We start from the raw sequence: 26,053 nt of genomic DNA on the forward strand, positions 1-26,053 counted from the left end.
CAACGCCCATTATTTAGTGCCAAAAAGCTCTGCAAATTTGGCTTTGTTTACCTCTGCGTTTTTAAGTGCAACAGCAGGGTCAAAATCCATCAGCTTTATGTCTTCGCGCGCAGGGAATCCTGCGGGAACGCCCATGCCGTTACGGGCAGGGATATACCCCATATCAAGGACCAGATTTTGACCTTTTTCACTGAGTAAGAAGTCGACAAATTTCTTTGCTCCTTCAACATTTTTCGCAGAAGACATAATAGCAACAGGCTCAGTTACATATGACACGCCTTCTGTTGGGAAAACAAACTCAACCGGGGAACCATTGGCTTTGTTGCGGATAGTCAGGAAGTCAACAACCATACCGTAGGGCTTTTCACCGGAAGCAACAGCTTTGAATGTTCCCCCATTCCCACCTTGCGCTCTAGCATCATTACCAGCCAATTTGCCATAGTAGTCCCAACCAAGCTTTTTATCGTCTGTGAGCGTCGCCAAATGGATTAAGGCTGCACCAGAATAGAGAGGTGATGGCATGGCAACTTGACCTTTGACTGTCGGATCAACCAAATCAGCCCACGACGTTGGCACGTCTTTAACACCTGTGTTGTAGACGATCCCTGTTGTAATCAGTTTCGTCGAGTGGTAAAAACCATCGTATGAATAAAGTGCGCTATCATAATTGGCTGCCTCCGGCGATTTATATGTAGTCAGATAACCTTCTTGCGCCATTCCTTCCAGTGTCACAGTATCCGCAATTAAAAGAAGATCTGGCTGTGGGTTGCCAGCTTCGATTTCGGCGCGAAGACGAGCCATCAATTTGGTTGTACCATCACGAACCCACTCAACTTCTGTACCCGGATTGGCTGCCATGAAGGCATCGACAGTTTTCTGTGCATCTGCATTGGGTTGTGAGGTGTAAAGTGTAACTGTATCTGCAAAAGAAGTACTGGCGATGAATGTAAGCGCAGTTGTAATAAGGAAGGTCTTCATGAGTTTCTCCAAAGGATCTTTGATTTCGAACGAAAGAGATTTGTGGAGATCTTATTTCTATTTTGTGTAACGATTTTATGACGATTTCGTAATGATTTTAAATATATTGAGAAAAAATATTTTACTGTTTAACGTTTTGATTATGGCCGAAAACTCTTTCGAAAGAAATTTATAATGAGGATGGATTTGAGCGAGCGAAGCGATTGTATCATTGCGCTTTTGTCAGAAAATGGCGCACTTTCTGCCACAGAACTATCTGAACGCCTCTCGGTATCTGTCCAAACGATACGGGCGGACCTACGATCTTTGGATGATGCAGCATTGATACGCCGACGTAATGGTATGGTTCAACTGCGCCAAAAAAGCGAGAATATCGCATACCACCCACGATCACGAATATCGCGACAGGAAAAACAACGAATCGCGCTAGCAGTGAAAAACCTCATTCCAGATGGCGCACGCGTGGCACTTGGTACAGGCACCACGGTTGAACACTGTGCGAGCTTTTTGACTTCCCATAAGGGTTTATTTGTCGTGTCAAACAACATTCATGCTGTTTGCGCCCTACAAAACTCATCCACTATAGAGGTCGAGATAGCAGGTGGCAGTGTCCGTATGAGAGATTTGGATATGATTGGTGCCGCCGCTTTTGAGTTTTATGCAAAATACCGTATTGATTATGCCATTTTCAGTTGTGGTGGGGTATCGTCTTCTGGAATGGTGATGGATTACAACTCGGATGAGGTCTCTGCAAGAAAAGCAATTTCCAGCTGTGCCAAAACAAAAGTTTTGGTAGTTGACAAGAAAAAAGTCGGTTTGGATTTGGCATGCCAATACGGCTATTTATGGGAATACGATATCGTCGTAACCACAGCAGAGCTTGATGAGGATATTACAAAAGGTTGCGTGCGAAATGCCTGTAGAATTATTTATGTATAATTCAAGTAATTCTTATGAGAGACCTCAGCAAAACGATCCACACTGAGAAAAAAACCGAAATAGTATTTGGCACGAGTTAATTCACGCAAACATATCAAGGTCAAAAAGAGAACAAATGGGAGCCAACTGGCAAAAATCATGCAAATCAACTCATAGTTTTATAATGAACGTAGCCGCTGTAGAGTTTTGCTGAGGTCTCTATGACATATTAGCTTGTGAGAATATTTTACAATTAATCAGATTGTTTATAGTGATCTCGCTAAAAAAACACCACGCTTACAATATAAACGCGGTGCTTATTTTATTATTCTTCTTATCCCAAAGAAGCCAAAGATAGGTTAGAGATTAAATCTCCCAGTACCTGCGCCTTTGCCAGCACATTGGAGTGGGTATCAATTGCACAATACCAATCCGATACCTTGCCAAATGCACATAGTAAATTGCTATTATCCGGGGTGAGGACAGCGACGACCTGTTCACCTTCTTGAGTCGCCAATGGCAAGACCTCACCAATATGGCCGCTCTCTATATTATCTCTATAGAAAGACTGAATTAGTTCAATATCTTGGGATGATAAACTATCACCTGATACGAGTACCTTAGACATACATTGCCTCTTTCATCTATTACTACCTGTAATACGAAAAAGATAATGGCATGAAATTTATGACCAAAACCTTTACAAGAGGCAAAATCTGTTAAATTTATTCCTTATGACAAGCCATTCAAATGATGCTTCAGGTGATCTTCGATAAAGGTCGCCATAAAGAAGTAACTGTGATCATACCCTTCTTGCATTCTTAACGTCAGTTTTTGGCCTGATGTATCACAAGCTTTCTGTAACAGTTCTGGTTTTAGCTGTTCTACGAGGAAAGTATCCGCACTTCCCTGATCAACAAGAAGAGTAGCATTAGAAGGTGACTTTTTAACAAGCTCAGTCGCATCGTAATTAACCCAGCGAGCTTTGTCAGATCCTAGATAGCCACTAAACGCTTTTTCACCCCAAGAGCAACTCATCGTTGCACATATTGGCGCAAAAGCAGAGCAGGTTTTGAAGAGATTCGGATTTTTCAGGTGGATCGTCAAGGCACCATGCCCCCCCATGGAATGCCCTGTAATTCCCTGTTTGCTCATATCTGCTTCAGGGAAATTAGCTGAAATAACACTCTGTAATTCCTGAGTTATATAGCTGTACATATTATAAGAACCCGACCAGGGCTCTTCTGTTGCGTCCAGATAAAACCCTGCCGCCGATCCGAAGTCATAACTATCATCTTCGCTCGGTATATTCTGATTTCGCGGTGATGTATCTGGTGCAACAAAAATAATACCAAGTTCGCTGGCAATACGTTGAGCACCCGCTTTAACTGTGACGTTATCTTCAGTACAGGTCAAACCAGACAGATAGGTAACAACAGGTACTTTGTTTCCCTTCAATGCTGCTGGCGGCAAATAGATCGCAAAACGCATTGACCCATTACAAACTTTTGATGAATGGCTGTAGACACGCTGTAGACCATCAAACATCTTGTTTTCACTAATTAGGTCAAGGTCGGTAATATTAAGCTCTGTCATTGAAAAGAAACCTGATTATAGCTTACTGATAAAGGGAAGGTGTTTTACGGTAAAAAAGAAGAGGGACCTTTAATCAAAAAAGGCCCCTCAAGTGTGCATGTAAATTAATACAGCACGACAGATCTAATTGATTCACCACTATGCATTAAATCAAACGCAGAGTTGATATCGTCCAACGGCATTGTATGCGTAATTAAATCATCGATATTGATCTTGCCATCCATGTACCAGTCAACAATCTGTGGCACATCAGTACGGCCGCGGGCACCACCAAAGGCAGTTCCTTTCCATACTCGTCCAGTAACAAGTTGGAATGGGCGGGTCGCGATTTCCTGTCCGGCACCAGCAACACCAACAATTACAGAAACGCCCCAACCTTTGTGACAGCACTCAAGCGCCTGACGCATGGTATTCACGTTACCAATACATTCAAAAGAATAATCCGCGCCACCGTTTGTCAGATCAACAAGAGCCTCAACAAGGTCGCCATCGAGATCTTTGGGATTAACGAAATCGGTCATCCCGAATTTTTCACCCAATGCCTTACGGTCATCATTAAGGTCAACGCCAATGATTTTATTGGCACCAACCATCCGCGCACCCTGGATAACATTCAAGCCAATACCACCAAGACCAAAGACAACAACATTTGATCCGGGTTCAACTTTGGCCGTATTGATAACCGCACCAACACCTGTGGTAACGCCACAACCGATATAACAAACCTTGTCAAAAGGCGCATCTTCACGAATTTTTGCCAATGCGATTTCAGGAAGTACGCTGTAATTCGCAAAAGTGGAACAACCCATGTAGTGATGCAGCATTTTTCCATCCATAGAAAAACGGCTTGTACCATCTGGCATTAATCCCTGGCCCTGTGTAGAACGAATTGCCTGACAAAGGTTCGTTTTCGGATTTAAGCAGTAATCACATTCACGACATTCCGGTGTATAGAGAGGAATAACGTGATCACCTTTTTTCAACGATGTTACACCCGGTCCAACATCTACGACGACCCCGGCACCCTCGTGTCCCAAGATTGTTGGGAAAAGTCCTTCGGGATCAGCCCCGGAAAGAGTGAAGTAGTCGGTATGGCAAACACCGGTTGCTTTCATTTCAACAAGAACTTCCCCGTGACGAGGGCCTTCCAGTTGAACGGTTTCAATTGTCATGGGCTTGCCAGCACCCCAGGCGACCGCAGCACGCACATCCATAATCTATCACTCCCTGATGAATTGGGTAAATTAAACTCTTATCTTGGTTTATTCATTAACATGACTGCCATAGATGGCAATAAGGAATTAATCAATATAAAGTATGACGGTATTGTCACGATTATGTCATGTCATTTCCCGACAACATTTGTCGTTCAGACACTATATATGAAATCATGAATATGAGGTACTGATCTATAGGTATTTTAACACAAGGTATTGGTATGCGTCTCAGGAGCCTGTTAATGAACTTTATTATTTTTGCAGCAACATTCTATACACTGGTGCTGGTAGGAATGTATTTGTTGCAAACCAAATTGGTTTATCCAGGATCAGAAATACGCGCAAAACCGGAACTATATGGCGGGGCAGGGGTACAGGAAATTACACTGACGACACCAGATGGCATAGAATTGACCCACTGGTATCAACCGGCCCGAAAACCGGACTATCCTGTGATCATGGCATTCCACGGTAACGCAGGACATACAGGTGACAGGCTAGAGAAACTCTCTTATTTAATGGAACTAGGGTACGGCTTGTTCCAGGTTGAATACCGTGGGTACGCTGGCCACGATGGTACTCCTTCGGAGCAAGCTTTTAAAAACGACGGTCTGGATGCAATGAATTGGTTGAAAGCCCAAGGATACACCGATGAACAACTTATAATGTACGGAGAATCTTTGGGTACAGGAATGGCGGTATGGTTAGCTTCTAAACACAACGTAAAGGCCGTGATTCTGGAAGCACCCTATAGCTCTATTGCTGATGTCGCCCAATCAAAATACTGGTTTTTACCGGCAAGATTCTTGTTGAAGGACAAGTGGAAATCCCATGAAGCAATAAAAGAAGTCAAAGCGCCTGTCTTTATTTTTCATGGCGAAAAAGACGGCGTCATTCCTGTTCAATTTTCCCGCAAGCTATTAGATGCAATCCAAAGCGAAAAACAGGCTGCTTTTTTTGAAAAGGGGCTTCATATGGATCTTTATGAACACGGGGCAGAAAAAGATGTGACGGCCTTTTTAGATAAATATGTAAGTCCTCAGTGAACAAAATAGACGCACAGTGATACTTAGGATCGGATACTCTACGTTTCTTTGCTAATCACCTCATCAAACCGCGCAAAAAAATCATCAGCGAGCTTTTGCGCGGTTTTCGTTACTAATTTGGAAGCCATCTCTGCAATTGTGCCTTGCATATCACCACTGGCATGAAACTCTAACAGAGTTTTATTGTTTTCTTGCGCATGAAGCGTGACATCGGCCCGTCCCTTGGCCAACCCAGCCAACTTTCCTTTGCCTTCAGCCGTCATGATATACGAGTTCGGGGCATTAATATCAGATAATGAAATTAAACTTTCTAAACGAGGGTTAATAAAACCTAATTTAAAAGAAAAAACTGCTGTGAATTCTGTATCCGTATGTCGAATAGCCTCATCACAACGTGGAATAGCTTGCTTTAAAACCTGTGGATCATTCATTGCCGTCCACACCTTGTCTTTTGGTGCGTTAATAATGTAGCGGCCTGTCATTTCCATTAATTCTTCATCCCTGCAGATACAAATAAAAGATGTCATAAAAAAGGAGAGCAATTATGCTCTCCTTTCTAAATGCTATTTCTGTGCACCATATACAAGATCGGGCAAGAAAGTAGAGATGATAGGTACATAAGTAATCAATATCAGGAAGACCAACAAAATCATCAACCAAGGTAATGCTGCCTTTACCACCTTGAGAATTGGCATTCCTGTTATCCCCGCCGTCACAAAGAGGTTGAGACCAACGGGTGGCGTAATCATACCTATTTCCATATTAACAACCATAATGATCCCCAAATGAATAGGGTCAATACCAAGCTGCATAGCAATCGGGAACAAGATAGGCGCCATAATCAACAAGATTGCTGATGGTTCCATAAAATTCCCGGCAATAAGCAAAAGGATGTTCACAACAATCAAGAACATCCAAGGTTCGAGACCTGCTTCCAGAATCGCATTGGTAATGGTTTGCGGAATACGCTCGGTAGTCAGTACATGGGCAAACAACATCGCGTTGGCCACAATGAATAGCAACATGATAGTTACTTTGGATGCTTCCAGAATTGTTTTACGAACATCTGCATCAAACACACTTTTGGGAATAGCAATCAAATAATCACTCACCCCTAAATCTGAAGGATCACGCCCCTTAAGCGGCCCCATATCACGATAGACAAAAACTGCGATCACAAAGGCATAGACCGAGGCAACCGCCGCTGCTTCTGTCGGTGTGAAAACGCCACCATAAATACCGCCCATAATGATCACGATGAGCATCAATCCCCAAATCGCATCTCCAAAAGCAGCAAAAACTTCAGCGCCAGATGCTTTGGGAAGGCGAGGGAGCTTCTTAACCCGTGCTGCCACGTAAATACCAATCATCAGCATTAAGCCAGCAATCAGCCCAGGAATAACACCCGCCATGAACATACGACCAACGGATACATCAGTTGCAGCAGCATAAACCACCATCACAATAGATGGCGGGATCAGAATACCCAACGTACCAGCATTACAGATAACACCCGCCGCAAATTCTTTCGAATAACCTGCTTTTTGCATACCCGCGATAACAATAGAACCAATAGCAACAACAGTTGCCGGGGACGAACCTGAAACAGCAGCAAACAGCATACAGGCCAGAACAGATGCCATTGCCATTCCACCTTGCAAATGTCCTACACAGTCCATCGCAAAACGTATCAATCGACGGGCAACACCGCCGGTTGAAAGAAAGGCCGATGACAGAATAAAGAAAGGTATCGCCAATAAGGTATAGTGTTCCATTGTCTCAAAGAATTTGAGCGATATGGAACCGAGAGAATCATTCGAAAAGAAGATGATCGTTGTCAAACTTGCCAAACCAAGAGAGAACGCAATTGGCGTTCCCACCAAAAGCAAAAGGAACAATAATGTAAAGAGAACAAGAATAGCCATTATTTCTGTTCCTCACTCTTATCATCACCCATGAATTGCTCAATAGCATCCTTGCTTTCATCCCCAAGGATAGAGAAATCGTCTTTAGCTGTTAGAATAACCCAGAAAGCCTGTAATAAACGGAAAATCACCAACCCCATACCAATGACTAGAATAGACAGGAATAGCCATTTTTGAATTGGCATATCGTGGGTTTCAATGCCGATTTTTTTCAATTTACCAACATAAACCCATCCCCCGTAAAACATGATCCCACCATAGATGATAGAGGCCAGAACAGCCAACAGGCCAAATAGTCTCTGAACCGGTGTTTTGAATAGCTTTACAAAGGCATCAACCCCGATGTGAATATGGGTTTTCACACCATAAGAAATACCAAAAATAACAAGCCATGCGAAAAGATAGGTTGTTAACTCCAACGCCCACAAAGCCCCGCTGTTAAAAACATACCGAGCTACGACTTGCGAAAAGGTGACCAAAACCATCGCTGCCATAAGTAGGGAGATGAAGCTTTCCTCAATTTGCGTAATGAATTTACTCATGGGACTTTGCTTCCAGATAACAAAAGGGGCTTAACTGCTGCCAGTAAGCCCCTATATTTAAGAAATCAAACGATTTTCAGATCAAACTTGGATTAGTTTGAAGCCAGGGCTGCATCAATCATATCCTGACCAATGTCACCTGTGAACTCTTCCCAAACAGGTGCAAGTTTCTTACGCCATTCAGCTTTTTGTTCTGCGGTTAAAGAACGAACAACACCACCAGCATCAATAACTTTTTGCTTATTGGCTTGATTGATTTCAGCAGAGATCGCATTACGTTCCTGAGATACTTCGGCAAGAATACGCTCTAGATCTGCGCGGATATCAGCAGGAAGACCATCCCAAAATTCTGATGACGTCACGATTAGATAATCAAGGATACCGTGATTACTCTCGGTAATGCCATCCTGAACTTCATAGAATTTTTTTGTATAGATGTTTGACCAAGTGTTTTCCTGTCCATCAACAACACCCTGCTGCAGAGCACCGTATACTTCACTAAACGCCATTTTTTGCGGGTTTGCACCCAGTGTCTTAAAGTTCGCCACCAAAACATCCGACGTTTGAACACGGAATTTCAAACCTTCGGCATCTTCGGGTTTGATCAACGGCTTGTTCGCAGAAATTTGCTTCATTCCATTATGCCAATAACCAAGCGCACGAAGACCACGATCTTCCATAGCCCCGAGAAGCTCCAGACCTTTTTCGCTGTTTTGGAAGCGGTCTACAGCCTGAATGTTATCAAACAGGAACGGCAAATCATAAATGCGATATTTTTTTGTATATTTCTCAAACTTTGAAAGTGAAGGTGCCGCCATCTGCAAATCACCAAGAAGAAGTGCTTCCAAAGCTTTATCATCATTATAAAGTGTTGAGTTTGGATAAACCTGAACTTCTACTTTACCGGCTAATTCTTCATTAACACGTTTGGCAAAAAGTGCAGCAGCTTCCCCTTTTGGGTGACCCGTCTCTTTTGTAACATGGCTTAGTTTGATGATAATAGGCTCTGCCTGTGCAGCAAAAGCTGACAAAGCAACACCAGCAGCCGCCATAAGAAGAGTAAGTTTACGCATGAGTATCCTCCCATAGGATAATTTTTATTTTTATAACAGAAACTACAAAGAACTTTGTAGATAACGATTACTCATTACCAGTTAGTGTAACAGCAAAGCCCGTGCCATTTTAGTGTTTTCATAACTAGCTGATATATATTGAAAAATCAGACAACGATTATTCTCTCTAGCAGAACCTTGCCGAAAACAAAACTATCAATAGGCGAAAATCCGCCGAAACTATTGCTGAGTGTTATTCGTGATCACTTCTCTTAAGGTTATATTTGGCCATTTTCTCATTCAACGTACGCCTTGGGATGGAAAGTTCTTCCATAACGGCAGATACATTCCCTTTATGTCGGTCCAAAGAGGCTAGAATTACATTACGTTCAAACAATCTAACTTGTTCAATAAGAGGTAGCGATGTTTTAACCTGACTTTCTTTTTCACTATTCAATATTATCGACAGTTTTTCTTCAGATGGGCGAGTGGACAACGCATATCGCTCAGCTGCATTTCGAAGTTCTCTCACATTTCCCGGCCAATTATGAGCCATAAGGCTTGCGATACCTTCAGGACCAGGCATTTCTATTTCACGCCCAAAAGTTTCAGCAGCACGTTTCGCCAAAAGCCTGAATAAAATAGGTAAATCATCTTTACGCGTCCGTAGGGGAGGAATCGCCATGACAAAGGTTGCAATACGATAATAAAGATCTTCGCGTAACCGCCCAGATGCAATGGCTTCTTCAGGTGGTTCTTGCAAGGCCGCAATTAATCGAAACTGGACTGGCTTCGCGAGATTCCCACCCAAAGGAGTAACTTTACGCTCTTCTAATGCTCTGAGTAATTTTGCTTGTAAATCCATAGGCATGGAAGATAATTCGTCAAGAAACAACGTACCGCCATTTGCCGCTTCCAGTTTCCCCATGCGTCTGGACTGCGCCCCGGTAAACGCACCTTTTTCATGACCAAAAAACTCGCTCTCGGCCATTTGCTCGGGAATTGCAGCACAGTTTACTGCAACAAAGCTTCCACCCGGATTTTCACCGAATTCATGTAAACAGCTGGCAACAACCTCTTTACCGCTGCCTGTTTCCCCTTGAATAAGAATAGAGGCATTTGTCGGCGCAATATCGATAATATCTCTCTTAAGCGCGCGCATAATAGGATTGCCACCAACCAAACGTGCATCCAGACCTTCCGCAGCAACAAGATCGCGTTTCAAGGCACGATTATCCAGCACAAGAGCGCGTTTTTCTAATGCTCTTCTGACGATGTCCAGCAAATGTTCTGGTTCGAAAGGTTTCTCAATAAAATCGTAAGCGCCATTTCTCATTGCCTCAACAGCCATAGAAACATCGCCATGCCCCGTTACCAGCACCACAGGAATATTAGCGTCGATGTTTTTAACCTCTCTCAACAGGGAAAGGCCATCCATACCTGGCATTTTGACATCGGAAATTACAATCCCCTGATAATGCCAGCTCAAATTTCCCAAGGCAGACCGAGCATCCTGAAAATCTTCGATCTCATTATGACCCGCTAATTCCAACCATTGTTTTGTTGAAACCCGTATTGCTCTTTCATCATCAATAAGCACAACCGGGCCATCAATTGGGGCGTGATCATTTTGCTCTTCTACTTGTGACATTTACTAGATCTACTTTTCTATATAATGGGGAAAAGACAAAACAAAACAAGCTCCGCCATCTGGATTATTCGACGCCTGTATCTCGCCCTTTAAGTCTTTTATAATGCCATAGGTAATCGACAGGCCAAGCCCCAGGCTTTCACTATTTAGTTTTGTTGTAAAAAAAGGATCATAGAGTTTTTTTACAACATGTTCTTCCAAGCCTGTTCCTGTATCGGATACGGTAACATTAACCTGCTGACCTGTAACAGATGTATTGATAGTTATAACTTTCTCGCCTTGGGTCGTTTTCATGGCATCAATAGCATTCCGATAGAGATTGACAAAAACCTGCTCTAATCTGATTTCGTCACCAGATACGAGAATCGTTTTAGATGCTATATTAATCTCCAAGCGAACAGCCTGTGTGTTGAAAACGGGCTGCATCAAGTAACCTGCTCTGTTTATGGCTTTTACAATATCAACGGGTCGTGTCTTCATCGAAGATTTTCGGGCAAAATTTTTCAACTGTGCTGTAATCATTCCCATTTTCTCGGTCAAAGACGAAATCTCGTTCAAAGAATTATTGAGCTGCTGATCATTTTGATTTTTTAGATATGAAACACAATTTGAAACATCGTTTTGAATAGCAGCAATTGGCTGATTTATTTCATATGCGATTGCTGCTGACATTTGCCCCAAAGCAGCTAACTTGCCAGCTTGAACCAATCCATCCTGTGCAGCCCTTAGTTCCTTTTCAGTTCGTCGACGTTCTTCAATTTCTATTTCAAGCTGGCGGTTCATGTCCTCCATTTTTTCCGCTTCTAGTGCACGACGGGTTGAAATAACCTTTTGACGTCTTTCTCTGATGAAAAGAGCGAGTACGAGTAAAATGACAACAACGCCAATTCCAATTGCTACAATTGTTCGCTGATTTTCTGTAATCGAATTTATTGAAACAAGATAATGAATTTTCCAGTTTGTATTTGCAATTTCCTGTGTCGTTTCAAGATACCTTCTTCCTTCGATCTCTGTTGCCAGATCTCCTGGGACACTAACGTGATTTATGTCAAGGATATCAAAATTAGAGGTCCCGTACTGCTTAATTTGTTGAAGTTTCTGCAACTGTTCTAACGGAATTCGTCGCAGGCTTTTATAGAGCCAATCCTTTTTACTGGCTAAAAAGATCACACTATTTTCATCTGTAATAAAAACGTTCTCTCCACCGTCATTCCATTGTTGTTGTAATGGTGTCAGATTCACTTTAACAACCGCAACCCCAATAATACTACTGTCTTCATACACAGGATGAGACATAAAAAAACCTGGTATCCCGGATATCGTACCAATCGCAAAGAAACGTCCCTCACGCCCCTCTATAGCATCTTGAAAATAAGGCCGAAATGAATAGTTATGACCAACAAAACTGGTTTTATCCTGCCAGTTTGAAGAAGCCAAAGTACTTCCTTTCTTATCCATGATGTAGAGAACATTTGCTTCAGCTTTATTATTCATCTCGGCAAGATATTTGCTTACTTTGTTGGCAAAAAAAGGATCCCGACGAAATGATGTCAGTAATTCTTTGACGTCTTCGTTTCCTGACAAAACAAACGGGAGATAGCGGTACTTATCCAGTTCCCCAAGGAGTGTTGCATCATATAAACTCAATCTTTCACGGGAGATTTTCCTTAACTCAATAGCCGTAGATATGCCAAGCCAGTAATTAGCTAACCAGATTGATAGACTGCCTAATACAATAAAAAATATCCATCCCCACAAAATAGGCTTTGAAAATTGATAAGCAAACGAGAACATGGATCGTTATTTAAACCTATGGAAATTGAGGTTATTACGCCGAAAAAGTAAACTCTATATATCCTTATATATATACAGCTATCCTACTAGTACTCATCAGTAAATTAAAAGCTACATGTCTGCGAATGTAAAATATTTCGGAGAATTGACAGTTCAACGCGGCACATTTTCAACACATTTATTTACCAAATTAGCTACACGATTTCTCTGTCACTTGTCTCTATAAATAAATCCTGTTTATTAAATTTAATGGGTTGGTTATGACAAAAATAAAACAGCAATTCGTGATCATTACAGCAGCTATGCTTTTTCTTAGTGCCTGTAGCGGGTTATCAAATACACAACAACGTGTTTTAAGTGGTGGTGCCATTGGTACTGGTGTCGGTGTGGTCGGAACTGCTGTTACTGGCGGCTGTGTAACTTGCGGTGCTGTCGTAGGTGGCGCTGTTGGTGCAGGAGCAGGATATCTGGTTGACCAACACGAAAAAGGTAACCTTCCCTAAAAACAGACGAACAGGTTTCTGCCTCCTATTATGATATTTTCCTCTGTCAATCCTGGTTCGTTCCTTGTCATTTATATCAAGAAAAGCTCATGACTCTCTTGTCTGTAAATAACCTTTAAGCCATGGCTAAAGAGTTTTGTTGTTCGGCCTTACTCGCTTCGGCATGGCGCCCGACAGTGGGTAAGGCCGAAATATATTTCTACGTCACTGATACATTTTGTTTTTCCTATCACTGAGATGATGTGTAACTAGAGTGACCAAAATAATAGGAAAACATAGAACACATATTGACCGTCAGCCCAGTGTATGCGACAGCCTTTTTATGTAACAAACACCTTTCGGGACATCATTTGATGGCGCTGACGACACATAAATTTTCAACTGATAATCACGGTTGGGCTGAGCTTCTACCCAAAAGGGAGGCGAACAAACCATTAACAGGCGATCATCGTGTCCCCTGGGTTGTCGTTGGCGCCGGGATTACTGGCCTATCTGCTGCAAGACGGTTAGCAGAACATAACCCAGATGATCAGATCATACTACTCGATGCCAGAAAACTGGGGCAGGGAGCTTCTGGGAGAAATTCAGGCTATGCGGTTGCTATTAGTCAGTTTTCTGGTGCTTTTGACAAAAATCAGGAACAAAATTATCGTCGTATCAATCGCATCAATACACAGGGCCTGAATCTACTACGCCAACAAGTAAACGACCTTGGAATTGATTGCCAGTGGCAAGAAGATGGTTTTTATCACACTGCAGCAGATGAAAAATCGTTGAAAGAATATAAATATTTCAAGGATCATCTCAATCAATTGGGGTATGAACACACTCTCTTAAGCCAAGACGAGCTAACAGAACGTCTGGGAACATCTCTTTATAAATCAGGTGTTCACGTTCCAAAGGGTGTTCTTTTACAACCAGCAGCCCTTGTACACGGACTTGGTGATAATTTGCCGCCCAATGTTACCCTCTACGAAAACAGTCCTGTTTTAAGAATAAGTCAGAGTGAACCCCTCATTTTTGAACTTGAAAGCGGCAAGATTACTGCCGATAAAGTTATTATTGCAACGAACTATGAAGCTCCTAAACTTGGTTTCATCAAGCGTTATATTATAGGAAGCACATTATCTGGAAGCTTTACGCGCCAACTCACAGTTGATGAGCTTTCCAGCCTGGGTACTTTGAAAGAATGGGGTATTCTTTCGCTTCACAGTGGTGGCGCAACCGTTCGGCTTACGCTGGATAATCGCTTTTCTCTCCGCAACACGGCCGAGTATCACGGTGCAACCTTAATGTCTGATACGATTTTGTCGAAGCGTCGGAAAATTCATCGCGCAGCCTTCGAGAAACGTTTTCCACAACTGGCTCATGTACCTTTTGAGTTTTCATGGTCTGGCGTAGAAGGTATCAGTCAAAACTTTACAAGTTTCTTCGGCAGACAAGCATCCAACATATACCTTGCCGGAGGGTACAACGGTTCGGGGGTGAGCAGGGGAACAGCCTTTGGTGTCGCATTAGCCGATTATGCCTGTAATGTATCATCCAAGTTGGTGGAAGATTGTCTTGCGTCTGTGCCCGCCACTTGGATACCACCACGACCATTCCTGGATATTGGCGCTTTCTTTAAGATCAAAATGCGCTTTATAGGAGTTGGGTTAGATCGGTAATCGGAATGAACCGGTATCTCAGCGTATATCATTATGCGCTGGTACCCAGTTTGAATTTCTCTTCAAAAAAATCGATCCAAGCACGGGCTTTTTTCGTCAAGCCTTTCCGGCTGGGATAGAGAACGTAATAGCTGATCACCTTACTACGCCAATCAGGTAAAATATTTACAAGCTTACCATTATCTATCGCATTCTGGATGACATATTCAGGCATAATCGAAATACCGCACCCATCTTCTATCATGGAACGTAAAGCGGTAAAGTCGTTTACATTATCACTTGGCATAATATCGACAGAGCATAGTCTTCCATTTCTATTTTCCAATGTCCATTGTTTGAATTCATTGTGATCACTCATCATAAGTATCTTATGTTCAGGCAATTGTTCCAGACAGGCCGGGCACCCATGTTTTTCCAGATAAGCGGGGGATGCGCACAGCTTAGCTCTTGCCTGTCCAATAATCTTGCTCATCAAGCTTGAATCTTTTTGCTCCCCGACCCTGACAACCAGATCATAGCCTTCGGTAATCAGATCAACATGTCTATTATTAAGGTCCAGACTAATTTTAATATCAGGATAGAGTTTAGAAAACTCACCCAAATAGGGTGCAACAAGATATTGACCAATCGCGAAAGAAACACTGACCCGCAAATTGCCTCTCGGCGTTTCTTGCATGTTATTTATGGTCTCAATGGCGCTTTCGGATTCTTCCGCAATACGCCGACAGTGATGAAAAAAAATAGATCCCATTTCCGTTAATTGAACCGCGCGTGTTGTTCGTTCAATTAAACGAACCCCCAGATCATTTTCAAGGGTCGCAATACGCCGACTAACTCGTGACTTGGGTATATTCAACACCCGAGCCGCAGCCGAAATTCCTTCAAGTTCAGCAACTTTTGCAAACAGCACCATGTCGTTCAAATTAATCACGGAAAATCCTCGCTATCATATTGTTCCAATTTTAGAACAATATGTCTCGAAATCAAACCTGTAAAAAGAATATTGGAACATCTATTTTTTGAATAGAGCCAAATAATCCAAGTACAAGATAGGAAGTTACAATGAAAGTACTCGCTTTAGCCGCCAGCAACAGTAGAAAATCAATCAACAAAACACTCGTTACCTATGCAAGTGAGCAACTTAAAGAGTTGCGAGACAATGTAACTGTAGAAGTTATTGATATTAATGATTACGAACTACCTTTGTTCAGCACTGATAGAGAAGAAGAACTTGGACAGCCACAGCTTGCTCATGATTTTTATAATAAGATCAAGTCAGCAGACGGTCTCATTATCTCTTTTGCCGAGCATAATGGATCCTACACAGCAGCTTACAAAAATCTGTTTGATTGGGTATCACGAATAAATATCAAGGTTTTTCAGAATAAACCATCATTGTTTCTTTCTACATCGCCGGGACAAGGCGGAGCAAGCAGTGTTCTGAAATCAGCTGAGACATCGGCACCATTTTTTGGTGCAGAGATAAAAGGCACACTTTCAATCCCAAGTTTTTTCGATAATTTTGATAGCGATAAAAATCAGCTAACAAACAAAAACTTGAACAGAAAATTGTGCGAGGTGCTTATTAACTTTCATGGTTTGCATTAGGTAGTACAAAAAAGAAAAGCGCCAAAATCGGCGCTTGTTCTTTAGGTGATGGCGGAAGGACAGGGATTCGAACCCTGGAAGGGCTTGCACCCTTGCTGGTTTTCAAGACCAGTGCATTCAACCGCTCTGCCATCCTTCCACATATCGTCTTGAGAATTATATTTTGTTATTCTCTTTCCGACGGGCTTTGAAATATCTCCATTTGAACGTAGTGTCAAATGCTTAGATAAGAAAAATTGACATTTTTGATTTTTTCTTACAAAAAACGAAAACAGAGCTACAAAGCTCTTTAATTTTTGGCCTCAATGATATCTTTTACCCAATAGGGAAATGTACAATATCAATCACCTGTACGTTTAATCATCTCTATAATCTCAACACAAAGCCGATCTTCTTTAATCATAACTTCACCACGGGCAATCATTTGATCATTAATAGAGATATCAATGGTATCGCCGATATACTTATCAAGTTCGACAACTGCGCCACGCCCCATTTTTAAAAGCTGGCTGACAGGCATTTGTGCCGTACCAAGAATTGCAGATACTTCCAGCCCAACACCGTGAACAGCCGGAACATTTTCATCTATTTCAGAGGAATCCGACGTAGTCGTATCTGGTTCAGCAGGAGCAGAATCGAACATATCATCAACATCATCATTGTTCATAGATTCTTCATCAGACATGAAGTTACCTTTTATATAATTTATCTGTACATAGAATACGCTGGCTTAGAGATCTTAGCTATCAAAATAATTAGCAATAAGAACTCGCGTTTCAGGACTCATTTCAACAAAAACACCTGCCAGAATTTCTTTGTCCGGTTCAATTCGAACAATAATTGATTTACAGTCAAATTCCAACGCACTGCCATCCAACTCAAGACGGAAATGAATATCAATGTGATCGCCGCGTAACAAAGGGCCATCATATCCTTTTACGGCATACCCACTGGAACTCCAATTATCTAAAGAATAACCGACACCCCTAATCTCAACAGTTCCGGTTACGCCGAATTCGCGACCTTCGCGGCGTATTTCTTTTTTACCAAAAAGCTTGTCTAACAAATTTTTGATCATGCCCGCGTGAGACCTTTAAAAATAAATTAATAATACAATAAGTTGTAAGGTCTCATAAAAATGGAAACAAGATGTTAACTCTACGTTTTCTTTTAACAGTTATATTTGTGTTCTTGAAATATAGAGCATGAAAAAAAGTATTGTTATGCGGAAACATCTGAAAAAAATTATATCAACAGCATTAATCTGTATTGCTTTTACAGTTTCTTCGCACAACAGTGTTGCGCAAAATGGTTACCTGACTCCGAACAACATTAAACGTAAGCCGTTGTTAAAGCCTGGATTGCCAAATCAGCAGCTCAAAAAAGAACGTTATCTTGGAAGTCGGCTAATATATAGCACAGAAGAATCTTTACGAGAAATTTTCACAAAAGATGTAGGCTTAAGCAAAGCCTGCCAGCGCGGTCGTTTCAAGCAGATAAAATCGATGCAATACATTGCTGTTGTTGAGGGTAGAAAGTACGGCGCGGCTTTATATCAAACAAGTATGCTACACGACCCTAAAAAACTTGCAGAAAAAGACAGGATTTACCTGTTTAAAGGGCAGGGTACATCGAATTGTCGTGTATATCACAAACGAATATAGATTTTAATCAACATTATTGGAAACAAGCTAGCGTTTACCTCATTATTTCGGATAGAGTTCTCAAAATATGAATGAGATCATCTATTGCGATTCGGAGCTTACTTTGTTTCTTTTAATACGCCGAAACTTCAAACTTAAAAAAAATCATCACCTTAATCCCAAAACTGTTTTCTATGGATACCTTCTTTCAACGGTTATTTCTTCTTCATTTTTAGTTCCAACCGTACATGCCCAAACTATTGAGGGTACGCCCGAACAAGTTGCATCAAAGATATCATTCGAACAATGGCTTAACGAATTTAAAGTAGAAGCAAGAAGCCAGGGGATTTCCGAACAGACCCTGATCCGAAGTTTTAAGGGTATAGAACCGATTCCTAAAATCATTGAATATGATCGCAGGCAACCGGAATTCACGCGCACTTTCTGGAACTATCTTGATCGGGCCGTTAACACCCAGCGTATAAAAAAAGCACAGGAACTTCAGCAAACTCACAAAGAACTATTGGACAACATCAGTAAAAAGTACGGCGTCCAAAGCAGATTCCTGCTCGCTTTCTGGGGACTGGAAAGTAATTTCGGCCAACATACCGGCGGTTTTTCTGTTATCGCGGCAGATGCGACACTTGCATACGACACGCGACGCAGTGATTTTTTCAGAACCCAGTTGCTTGAAGCCTTGCGCATTATAGATGATGGGCATATTACCCCGGAAAAAATGCAGGGTTCGTGGGCTGGCGCAATGGGGCATCTTCAATTTATTCCCTCAACATATAACCTTTACGCCGTAGATGAAAATGGTGATGGCCGTAAAGATATATGGCACAGCTTGCCAGATGTCTTTGGATCAGCGGCAAACTATCTTGGGCAAATAGGATGGGATGACCAATATACTTGGGGTAGAGAAGTTCAGCTTCCTCAAGGCTTTAATTGGGATTTGGTTGGCCTTGATACCAGAAAGACCTTGGTAGAATGGCAACAAGCAGGTGTGCGAAAAATAACTGGTAACAATTTACCCACACTTGATCTGGAAGCATCGTTAATTCTTCCCTCTGGTCACAAAGGCCCAGCATTTTTGGTTTACAACAATTTCCGAAAAATCCTGAACTGGAACAGATCCATACTTTATGCTCTTGCCGTTGGCCATTTATCAGATCGTATTGCCGGGAAAACACCCCTAATTTCGCCACGTCCGGTGGATGAACGTCCCCTGCATCGAACCGAAATTGAAGAAATTCAAATCCTTCTTGCCAAACTTGGCTACGATGTTGGCAAAGCCGATGGCATCATTGGCAGGAAAACACGCGAAGGCATTCGCAATTTCCAAAAGAAGGTTGGGTTACCGGGAGACGGCTACCCCGATGAAGCTCTTTTATTGAAACTGAGAAAATCCTAGTGGCATAGATATTACATGAAACAACAAGTATTTAGAAAATTAATCCTAGGGATCGCACTAGATAAGATTGATAAGACTTCGATAGAAGCATACAATCTTTTACAGTATATGTATGGGGGGCTTAATGAGCTTAAATAAATTTCCTAAAATTGCAATATGCCTTACTGCTATTGGTCTGGGGTTAAGTGGATGTGCAGAAATTGAGCTTGCTTCTCATGCCACCAAAACAATTACAAGAAGTGATGCTCCGAAAACCATTGGTCGCTATAAAGTTGGCTCTCCTTATCAAGTTAAAAATATCTGGTATTACCCGGCTGTAGATTACAATTACAGTGAAACTGGAATAGCATCTTGGTATGGCCCAGGATTTGATGGCAAGAAAACTGCAAATGGGGAAATCTATGATCAATATGCACTTACCGCAGCTCATAGAACATTGCCTATGCCTTCACTTGTACGTGTTACAAACCTGGGAAACGGACGATCAATAAAGCTTCGGGTTAATGATCGAGGCCCTTTCTCTAACAATCGTATTATTGATGTGTCTCGCCGTGCAGCTCAGCTTTTGGGCTTCGAGCTTCAAGGAACAGCAAAGGTCAAGGTTGAAATACTCGAAGAAGAAAGCCGGCAACTAACCGCCCAAGCACAAGGCAAAGATTATACGCCACAGGTTGTTTCAAGCGACAATACAACACTGGCTGCACCAACAGAAACGGTAACGGCAGAGCCTTTGGATGCTCCAATAACAACCACATCTACAACAAGCCAACCAACTTCATCGTTGCAAACAGCAAGTATTGAGCCTACTGCAAATTTTACGGATGGCGTCGTGTCTCAGACGCCTGTTGCACCAAGTAGTATTTATGTTCAGGCTGGCTCTTTCCTTCAAGTCCATAATGCAGATCGTCTTCGGGCGCGTCTCTCTCCGCTAGGTACTGCGAAAGTTGCTAATGCTGCCGTCGGAGAACGTATGTTTTATCGTGTTCGTTTAGGCCCATTGACAAATGTTCAAGAGGCTGACGAACTCTTAAAAATACTTCATGATAATGGTTACAATGATGCCCGTGTTGTGGTGGATTAGGATCTCGGATGAGACGCAGGCTGAAAGCCATATTTTCTCCACAAAGCCCCAGTACTCCTTTAGTATTACGTGACAGATTAACGATCAAAAAAACTCCGAGACACTCAGGTCAGACCCTTGCAAAATAAAATGAATTCAAACTTCAGTTCTTCTTTAAAAGCTATTTTATTCAGCGGTGTATGCCTATTCGCGTTCACTCAATCGGCGCAAGCTATTGAGACGTCAGCGAGAGAAGCCTATCTGATTGATTACACGACCAAAACGGTTCTGATAAATAAAGACGCCGAAGTTTCTATGCCCCCAGCTTCCATGAGTAAAATCATGACAGCATATATGGTTTTTGAACGCTTGAAGGATGGCCGACTTTCTTTGGATGACAAATTGCCCGTCAGCGAAAAAGCCTGGCGAAAAGGCGGATCAAAAATGTTTGTCGAAGTCGGGAAAGAAATATCTATCCACGATCTCTTGCGCGGTATTATTGTTCAATCAGGTAACGATGCTTGCATTGTTGTTGCAGAAGGTCTTGGTGGGTCCGAAGAAAATTTCGCGTTAGAGATGACCACGAAGGCCCGTGAGCTTGGTATGGAAAACAGCACCTTTGCTAACGCGACAGGTTGGCCAGATCCAGGGCAAAGAATGACAGCAAAAGATCTGGCAATTCTGGCTGATCGCATCATCACAGACTTCCCTGAATTTTATGATGTTTATTCAGAAAAATCCTTTACCTGGTCTGGTATTACACAGGGAAACAGAAACCCGTTACTCTATAAAAACCTTGGGGCTGATGGTCTTAAAACTGGTCACACCGAAGAAGCAGGTTATGGTTTAACAGCATCCGCCAAACAAGGTGATCGACGTATCATTATGGTTTTAAATGGTATGGGAAGTGCGAAAGAACGCGCAGAAGAATCAGCACGTCTGGTTTCCTGGGCCTTTAGAGAGTTTGATAATTTTGAACTCTTCAAAGCTGGTGAAACAGTTGATACAGCTGATGTTTGGCTTGGCACAGAAAAGACCATCGATCTGGTTCCCGAAGAAGACCTTCTTTTGACCTTGCCGCGGAACGCAAAAAATAAAATGACTGCCACAGTCAATTATGTCGGCCCGATCCAGACCCCAATCGAAAAAGGGGAAAGACTGGGAACACTGACTATCGCCGCACCGGATATTGATACGGTTGAAATTCCGCTTGTTGCAGCAAATTCAGTAGAGAGAGAAGGGGGCTTTAGCCGTATTGTTTCTGCTCTGAATTATCTGATTTTCGGAAAATCATAACCCTTATGTCTAAAGGTTTCTTTATATCCCTTGAAGGTGGAGAAGGGGCAGGGAAAAGTACGCAAATCAAACGCTTATCCCAACGCCTTGATAAATACAGTTACAAGAATACTTGTACGAGAGAGCCCGGAGGAACTCCGGGGGCAGAGCTTATTCGTGACTTATTGGTACGTGGTGATGCATCGCGCTGGACACCCAAGACAGAAGCTCTTTTGATGTTTGCTGCCCGCCAAGAACACGTTGAAAAAGTCATAAAGCCCACTCTTGAAAAAGGGGAATGGGTAATCTGTGACCGTTTTGCTGACTCCTCTGTTGCCTATCAAGGTATCGGACATGGATTGGGGGCACAAAAAATTACAGATCTTCACCATTGGGTGCTAGGTGGCTTTCAACCTGATCTCACATTGATATTGGATTTACCTGTTTCCGTTGGATTAGGGCGGACAAGAGGCCACGACTTGGGTGAAAACCGTTTTGAAGGAATGGAAACATCTTTTCATGAGCGGATGCGCGATGGCTTTTTGTCTATCGCAAAGGAATCTCCAAGCCGGTGTATCGTCATTGATGCCACTCAATCACTTGATGACGTAGAAAATTCTATATGGAAAGCTGTCACCGATAAATTCTCTGGTTCGTTCGATGGCTAAAGCACCCCGAAAGAAAACACAACCTGAACCAGATTTCATTGATCATCCCAGATTAACACAGAACCTGATTGGCCACACGAAAGCAGAAGAAACTCTCCTTAGAGGGTTTAATTCAGGTAAACTGCCGCATGCATGGATGCTTACCGGTCCCAAAGGTATTGGCAAAGCAACACTTGCATATCGCTTTGCACGTTTTCTAATGAATCAAATCAATGAAGGCGAAGGTAACAGCCTCTTTGGAGATAGCGCCCCGCCAACTACTTTGGATATTGGTATCGACAACCCTGTAGCGAAAAGAATTGCGGCAGGGGCGCATGGAGATCTGGTCACTCTAGAGCTGAGTCCAGACGATAAAGGCAAGATGCGAACAACAATTCCGGTCGATGATGTTCGTAAAATCGTAAACTTTTCGCACAAGACATCAATCGAAGGTGGTTGGCGCATTGTCATTGTCGATGCTGTCGAAGAAATGAATACCAATGCAGCAAATGCACTCCTAAAGGTTTTAGAAGAACCACCTGAAAAAACAGTGCTGTTGCTCATATCACATCTTCCCGGACAAATTCTGCAGACGATCCATTCCAGATGCTGCCATCTTCCACTTGCACTTTTGGAAGAAGACACGGTTATAGCCTTACTCAAAAACAAAGTACCGGAACTCTCAGATGATGATGCTATTCAACTAGCCAAACTATCAGAAGGATCTGTCGGAAAGGCGCTGAATCTATGGAAAAGCGGTGGTCTTGAATTATATAGAGAAATGATATCTCTACTTTCGACTATCCCCAACCTGGACATGGTAAAACTCTATGCCTTTGCTGATAAGCTTTCCAGCACAGATCCGCTAGCTTTTAAAACCGGTATGGAACTGTATCTTTGGTGGCTGGCACGTTTAACCAAAACTGTTGGGCAAGGTGTCTTGCCTGATATGGTTATTCCCGAAGAACAAACACTAATCTCTTCATTAATTGAACGACATGGTCTTGCGCAATGGCTCGGCCTGTGGGAGAAGTGCTCGAAGAATTATGCCAGTGCTACTCGTGCTAATCTGGATAAAAAGCAGGTCGTTGTGACAACCTTAACGGAACTCCAAAACCTGACTGCCTGATTTGTACAGGGTTTCCCGGCAAGTACTGTTGATCAGGAGTTTCCTATGACTGGATCAGAAAACGGATCCTATTATATCACAACGCCCATTTACTATGTGAATGATAAGCCACATATTGGGCATGCCTATACCACACTCGCCTGCGATGTTCTCGCTCGTTTCAAAAGGCTGGATGGCTATGATGTAAAGTTTCTGACCGGGACCGATGAACATGGTCAGAAAGTCGAAACTTCTGCTGAAAAGGCAGGAATAGACCCACAGACATTTACAGATCAGGTTTCTCAGAACTTTAGGGACCTGACAGATGTTTGTAACTATTCAAATAATGATTTTATCAGAACAACTGAAGATCGTCACAAAAAAGCATGTCAAAAACTTTGGCAGGTTCTGGAAGACAAAGGTTTTATCTATTTAGGAAGTTATGCTGGATGGTATGCCGTTCGAGATGAAGCCTTCTACACAGAAACCGAACTTACAAAAAACGCAGACGGTAAGCGTATTGCACCAACAGGCGCAGAAGTTGAGTGGGTGGAAGAGCCGTCTTGTTTTTTCAAACTCTCCGCTTTTGAAGACAAACTACTAGCTCTTTATGAGAATGACCCATCTTTTGTCGGCCCTGACAGCCGTCGTAATGAAGTGATCAGCTTTGTCAAAGGTGGCTTGAGAGATCTGTCAGTCAGCCGCACAACATTCAAGTGGGGCGTCCAGGTTCCCGGTAACAATGATCACATTATGTATGTGTGGCTGGATGCCTTAACAAATTACCTGACAGCTGTTGGCTACCCGGATGAAAACGCAACAGAATATCAGAATTTCTGGCCCGCTGATCTTCATATGGTAGGAAAAGATATCCTGCGCTTTCATGCTATCTATTGGCCTGCTTTCCTCATGGCAGCTGACTTGCCATTACCCAAACGTATATTTGCACATGGATGGTGGACAAACGAAGGTCAAAAAATTTCCAAATCGATTGGCAATGTCATAGATCCAATAGCTCTGATTGACGAATATGGCCTTGATCAAGTTCGTTATTTCATGATGCGAGAGGTTCCCTTTGGGAAAGACGGCGACTATTCAAAGCAGGCCATGATTTCGCGAATGAACGGGGATTTGGCAAACGATATCGGAAATCTGGCCCAGCGTGTACTTTCAATGGTTTTCAAAAACTGCGAAGGTAAAATTCCTGAGCACGGCGACTTTACTGATGCCGACAAGGAACTTCTTGATAGCGTAGCCACGTTACATACCAAACTTAGAAATGATTTCGATCAGCAAAGCTTCCATCGCGGTCTGGAATCTGTTTGGAACGTTATATCAGCAGCCAACAAATATGTTGATGAACAAGCACCTTGGGCATTAAAGAAAACTGATCTGGCCCGCATGGGAACTGTTTTGTATGTTCTGGCTGAATCTATTCGCCAAATAGCAATTCTTCTTCAACCCGTTATGCCGGACTCAATGGAAAAGATGCTAAATCAGTTGAACTTGCCCGCAGATGCGCGAAAATTCTCTGACTTGAAGACACCACTTGCTACCGGTATCGAGATTGATAAACCCCAAGGGGTTTTCCCACGGTATGTAGAGGAAGAGGGGGCATAATGATTGTCGACTCTCATTGCCATCTTGATTACTTTCTGAAAGACGGTGATCTGGAAGATGCTTTAACACGTGCACGAGACGTTGGAATTGGCTGCATGGTTACCATTGGCACCAAGCTATCCACGTTCGACACTGTATTAGGCATTGCAAAGGCAAATAATGATATCTACTGCACCGTTGGCATCCATCCGCACGAGGCAGGGGCAGAAGGGTTATCATCACCTGATATCCTGATTGAAAAAGCCAGGGATCCAAAAGTAATTGGTTTGGGCGAAAGTGGTCTTGATTATTATTACAACCACGCACCTAGAGAGCGTCAGCAAGAGAGTTTTCGCGCGCATATAGAGGCCGCGAGAGAAACGGGACTTCCCCTTGTTGTTCATACACGTGATGCAGATGACGATACGATTGCGATCATGCGCGATGAGTACAATAAAGGTGCATATCCCGCACTTATTCATTGCTTCACGGCTGGTGCTGAACTGGCAAAAGCGTCTTTGGCAATGGGTTTTTACATTTCTCTATCCGGTATCATCACTTATAAGTCAGCCGAAGATATTCGAGCAACCATAGCCGAAGCACCACTGGATAGATTGTTGATTGAAACGGATAGCCCTTATTTAGCACCAGTTCCAATGCGTGGTAAAAAGAATGAACCTTCTTTTGTGCGCCACACTGCAGAAGCCTTGGCGAATATTAAAAAGGTAAGCTTGCAGGAAATTCATACCACAACCACTGACAACTTTTATCGTCTCTTTACAAAAGCTAAAAGACCAACGGCAGCATAAT

General features: G+C 42.6%; 26 protein-coding genes and 1 tRNA gene. 13 read left to right on the forward strand and 14 right to left on the reverse strand.

What is annotated here, in order from left to right:
* Positions 1-9 precede the first annotated feature (9 nt).
* On the reverse strand, positions 10-978 hold the full coding sequence (locus D9A03_RS08030; RefSeq protein WP_120496677.1) for an ABC transporter substrate-binding protein: 969 nt from the start codon (positions 976-978) through the stop codon (positions 10-12).
* A gap of 174 nt (positions 979-1,152) precedes the next feature.
* Here D9A03_RS08030 and D9A03_RS08035 point away from each other — a divergent pair, with 174 nt between their 5' ends.
* The gene (locus D9A03_RS08035) at positions 1,153-1,917 is read left to right on the forward strand and encodes a DeoR/GlpR family DNA-binding transcription regulator (protein ID WP_216825411.1); all 765 of its coding nucleotides are present in this window, start codon (positions 1,153-1,155) and stop codon (positions 1,915-1,917) included.
* Positions 1,918-2,230: 313 nt separating this feature from the next.
* On the opposite strand, the gene D9A03_RS08040 is transcribed toward D9A03_RS08035, so the two are convergent.
* From D9A03_RS08040 to D9A03_RS08050, 3 genes are all read right to left on the reverse strand, one after another.
* Positions 2,231-2,524: a hypothetical protein gene (locus D9A03_RS08040; protein ID WP_120496679.1), complete on the reverse strand. Its 294-nt coding sequence runs from the start codon at positions 2,522-2,524 to the stop codon at positions 2,231-2,233.
* 104 nt (positions 2,525-2,628) lie between these two features.
* On the reverse strand, positions 2,629-3,492 hold the full coding sequence (fghA, locus tag D9A03_RS08045) for an S-formylglutathione hydrolase (protein ID WP_120496680.1): 864 nt from the start codon (positions 3,490-3,492) through the stop codon (positions 2,629-2,631).
* Between the two features lie 104 nt (positions 3,493-3,596).
* On the reverse strand, positions 3,597-4,706 hold the full coding sequence (locus D9A03_RS08050; RefSeq protein WP_120496681.1) for an S-(hydroxymethyl)glutathione dehydrogenase/class III alcohol dehydrogenase: 1,110 nt from the start codon (positions 4,704-4,706) through the stop codon (positions 3,597-3,599).
* Positions 4,707-4,951: 245 nt separating this feature from the next.
* On the opposite strand from D9A03_RS08050, the gene D9A03_RS08055 reads away from it, so the two are divergent.
* Positions 4,952-5,755 carry an alpha/beta hydrolase gene (locus tag D9A03_RS08055; RefSeq protein ID WP_162938032.1) on the forward strand — a complete coding sequence of 268 codons (804 nt, stop codon included), beginning with the start codon at positions 4,952-4,954 and terminating at the stop codon, positions 5,753-5,755.
* 38 nt (positions 5,756-5,793) lie between these two features.
* Here the strand turns inward: D9A03_RS08055 and D9A03_RS08060 are convergent, their stop codons facing one another.
* The 6 genes from D9A03_RS08060 to D9A03_RS08085 all read right to left on the reverse strand — a co-directional run bounded on the left by D9A03_RS08060 (position 5,794) and on the right by D9A03_RS08085 (position 12,572).
* Positions 5,794-6,297 carry a CoxG family protein gene (locus tag D9A03_RS08060; protein WP_162938033.1) on the reverse strand — a complete coding sequence of 168 codons (504 nt, stop codon included), beginning with the start codon at positions 6,295-6,297 and terminating at the stop codon, positions 5,794-5,796.
* Between the two features lie 21 nt (positions 6,298-6,318).
* Positions 6,319-7,680: a TRAP transporter large permease gene (locus tag D9A03_RS08065; RefSeq protein WP_120496684.1), complete on the reverse strand. Its 1,362-nt coding sequence runs from the start codon at positions 7,678-7,680 to the stop codon at positions 6,319-6,321.
* Positions 7,680-8,222 (reverse strand): TRAP transporter small permease, encoded by a 543-nt coding sequence (locus D9A03_RS08070; RefSeq protein ID WP_120496685.1) that lies wholly within the window; start codon positions 8,220-8,222, stop codon positions 7,680-7,682. The genes D9A03_RS08065 and D9A03_RS08070 overlap by 1 nt, the downstream gene beginning before the upstream one ends.
* Before the next feature lie 92 nt (positions 8,223-8,314).
* Positions 8,315-9,295 (reverse strand): TRAP transporter substrate-binding protein, encoded by a 981-nt coding sequence (locus D9A03_RS08075; protein ID WP_162938034.1) that lies wholly within the window; start codon positions 9,293-9,295, stop codon positions 8,315-8,317.
* 232 nt (positions 9,296-9,527) lie between these two features.
* Complete coding sequence (locus D9A03_RS08080; protein WP_120496686.1) at positions 9,528-10,925, reverse strand: sigma-54 dependent transcriptional regulator; 1,398 nt, start codon at positions 10,923-10,925, stop codon at positions 9,528-9,530.
* A 9-nt stretch (positions 10,926-10,934) separates the two neighbouring features.
* Positions 10,935-12,572, reverse strand: a complete 1,638-nt coding sequence (locus D9A03_RS08085) for an ATP-binding protein (RefSeq protein ID WP_254054992.1) — start codon at positions 12,570-12,572, stop codon at positions 10,935-10,937.
* 407 nt (positions 12,573-12,979) lie between these two features.
* Here D9A03_RS08085 and D9A03_RS08090 point away from each other — a divergent pair, with 407 nt between their 5' ends.
* Complete coding sequence (locus tag D9A03_RS08090; RefSeq protein WP_120496688.1) at positions 12,980-13,222, forward strand: hypothetical protein; 243 nt, start codon at positions 12,980-12,982, stop codon at positions 13,220-13,222.
* 353 nt (positions 13,223-13,575) lie between these two features.
* A complete protein-coding gene (locus D9A03_RS08095) occupies positions 13,576-14,889 on the forward strand; it encodes an FAD-binding oxidoreductase (RefSeq protein WP_120496689.1) in 1,314 nt (437 codons plus the stop codon).
* A gap of 31 nt (positions 14,890-14,920) precedes the next feature.
* Here D9A03_RS08095 and D9A03_RS08100 read toward each other — a convergent pair whose 3' ends face one another.
* On the reverse strand, positions 14,921-15,820 hold the full coding sequence (locus D9A03_RS08100) for a LysR family transcriptional regulator (protein WP_120496690.1): 900 nt from the start codon (positions 15,818-15,820) through the stop codon (positions 14,921-14,923).
* Positions 15,821-15,951: 131 nt separating this feature from the next.
* Here D9A03_RS08100 and D9A03_RS08105 point away from each other — a divergent pair, with 131 nt between their 5' ends.
* Positions 15,952-16,497 carry an NADPH-dependent FMN reductase gene (locus tag D9A03_RS08105; protein ID WP_120496691.1) on the forward strand — a complete coding sequence of 182 codons (546 nt, stop codon included), beginning with the start codon at positions 15,952-15,954 and terminating at the stop codon, positions 16,495-16,497.
* A 49-nt stretch (positions 16,498-16,546) separates the two neighbouring features.
* Here D9A03_RS08105 and D9A03_RS08110 read toward each other — a convergent pair.
* From D9A03_RS08110 to D9A03_RS08120, 3 genes are all read right to left on the reverse strand, one after another.
* Positions 16,547-16,636 (reverse strand) — tRNA-Ser (locus D9A03_RS08110).
* A 201-nt stretch (positions 16,637-16,837) separates the two neighbouring features.
* Positions 16,838-17,182 carry a FliM/FliN family flagellar motor switch protein gene (locus D9A03_RS08115; RefSeq protein ID WP_216825412.1) on the reverse strand — a complete coding sequence of 115 codons (345 nt, stop codon included), beginning with the start codon at positions 17,180-17,182 and terminating at the stop codon, positions 16,838-16,840.
* Positions 17,183-17,236: 54 nt separating this feature from the next.
* Positions 17,237-17,575: a hypothetical protein gene (locus tag D9A03_RS08120; protein WP_120496692.1), complete on the reverse strand. Its 339-nt coding sequence runs from the start codon at positions 17,573-17,575 to the stop codon at positions 17,237-17,239.
* Positions 17,576-17,702: 127 nt separating this feature from the next.
* Between D9A03_RS08120 and D9A03_RS08125 the strand changes: the two genes are divergently transcribed.
* The 8 genes from D9A03_RS08125 to D9A03_RS08160 all read left to right on the forward strand — a co-directional run bounded on the left by D9A03_RS08125 (position 17,703) and on the right by D9A03_RS08160 (position 26,052).
* Positions 17,703-18,161: a hypothetical protein gene (locus D9A03_RS08125; RefSeq protein WP_120496693.1), complete on the forward strand. Its 459-nt coding sequence runs from the start codon at positions 17,703-17,705 to the stop codon at positions 18,159-18,161.
* 103 nt (positions 18,162-18,264) lie between these two features.
* Positions 18,265-19,554: a lytic murein transglycosylase gene (locus tag D9A03_RS08130; RefSeq protein WP_254054993.1), complete on the forward strand. Its 1,290-nt coding sequence runs from the start codon at positions 18,265-18,267 to the stop codon at positions 19,552-19,554.
* Between the two features lie 124 nt (positions 19,555-19,678).
* Positions 19,679-20,635, forward strand: a complete 957-nt coding sequence (locus tag D9A03_RS08135) for a septal ring lytic transglycosylase RlpA family protein (RefSeq protein WP_120496695.1) — start codon at positions 19,679-19,681, stop codon at positions 20,633-20,635.
* A 129-nt stretch (positions 20,636-20,764) separates the two neighbouring features.
* Positions 20,765-21,910: a D-alanyl-D-alanine carboxypeptidase family protein gene (locus D9A03_RS08140; protein WP_162938035.1), complete on the forward strand. Its 1,146-nt coding sequence runs from the start codon at positions 20,765-20,767 to the stop codon at positions 21,908-21,910.
* A 5-nt stretch (positions 21,911-21,915) separates the two neighbouring features.
* The gene (tmk, locus tag D9A03_RS08145) at positions 21,916-22,557 is read left to right on the forward strand and encodes a dTMP kinase (RefSeq protein WP_120496697.1); all 642 of its coding nucleotides are present in this window, start codon (positions 21,916-21,918) and stop codon (positions 22,555-22,557) included.
* The gene (locus D9A03_RS08150) at positions 22,550-23,665 is read left to right on the forward strand and encodes a DNA polymerase III subunit delta' (protein ID WP_120496698.1); all 1,116 of its coding nucleotides are present in this window, start codon (positions 22,550-22,552) and stop codon (positions 23,663-23,665) included. Before tmk ends, D9A03_RS08150 begins: the two co-directional genes overlap by 8 nt.
* 45 nt (positions 23,666-23,710) lie before the next feature.
* A complete protein-coding gene (gene metG / locus D9A03_RS08155) occupies positions 23,711-25,264 on the forward strand; it encodes a methionine--tRNA ligase (RefSeq protein ID WP_120496699.1) in 1,554 nt (517 codons plus the stop codon).
* Positions 25,264-26,052 carry a TatD family hydrolase gene (locus tag D9A03_RS08160; protein WP_120496700.1) on the forward strand — a complete coding sequence of 263 codons (789 nt, stop codon included), beginning with the start codon at positions 25,264-25,266 and terminating at the stop codon, positions 26,050-26,052. The genes metG and D9A03_RS08160 overlap by 1 nt, the downstream gene beginning before the upstream one ends.
* The last annotated feature ends 1 nt before the right edge of the window (position 26,053 follow it).

Origin of the sequence: Kiloniella sp. EL199, from assembly GCF_900313065.1 — a bacterium.
In the GTDB taxonomy this organism is placed as follows: Bacteria; Pseudomonadota; Alphaproteobacteria; order Kiloniellales; family Kiloniellaceae; genus Kiloniella.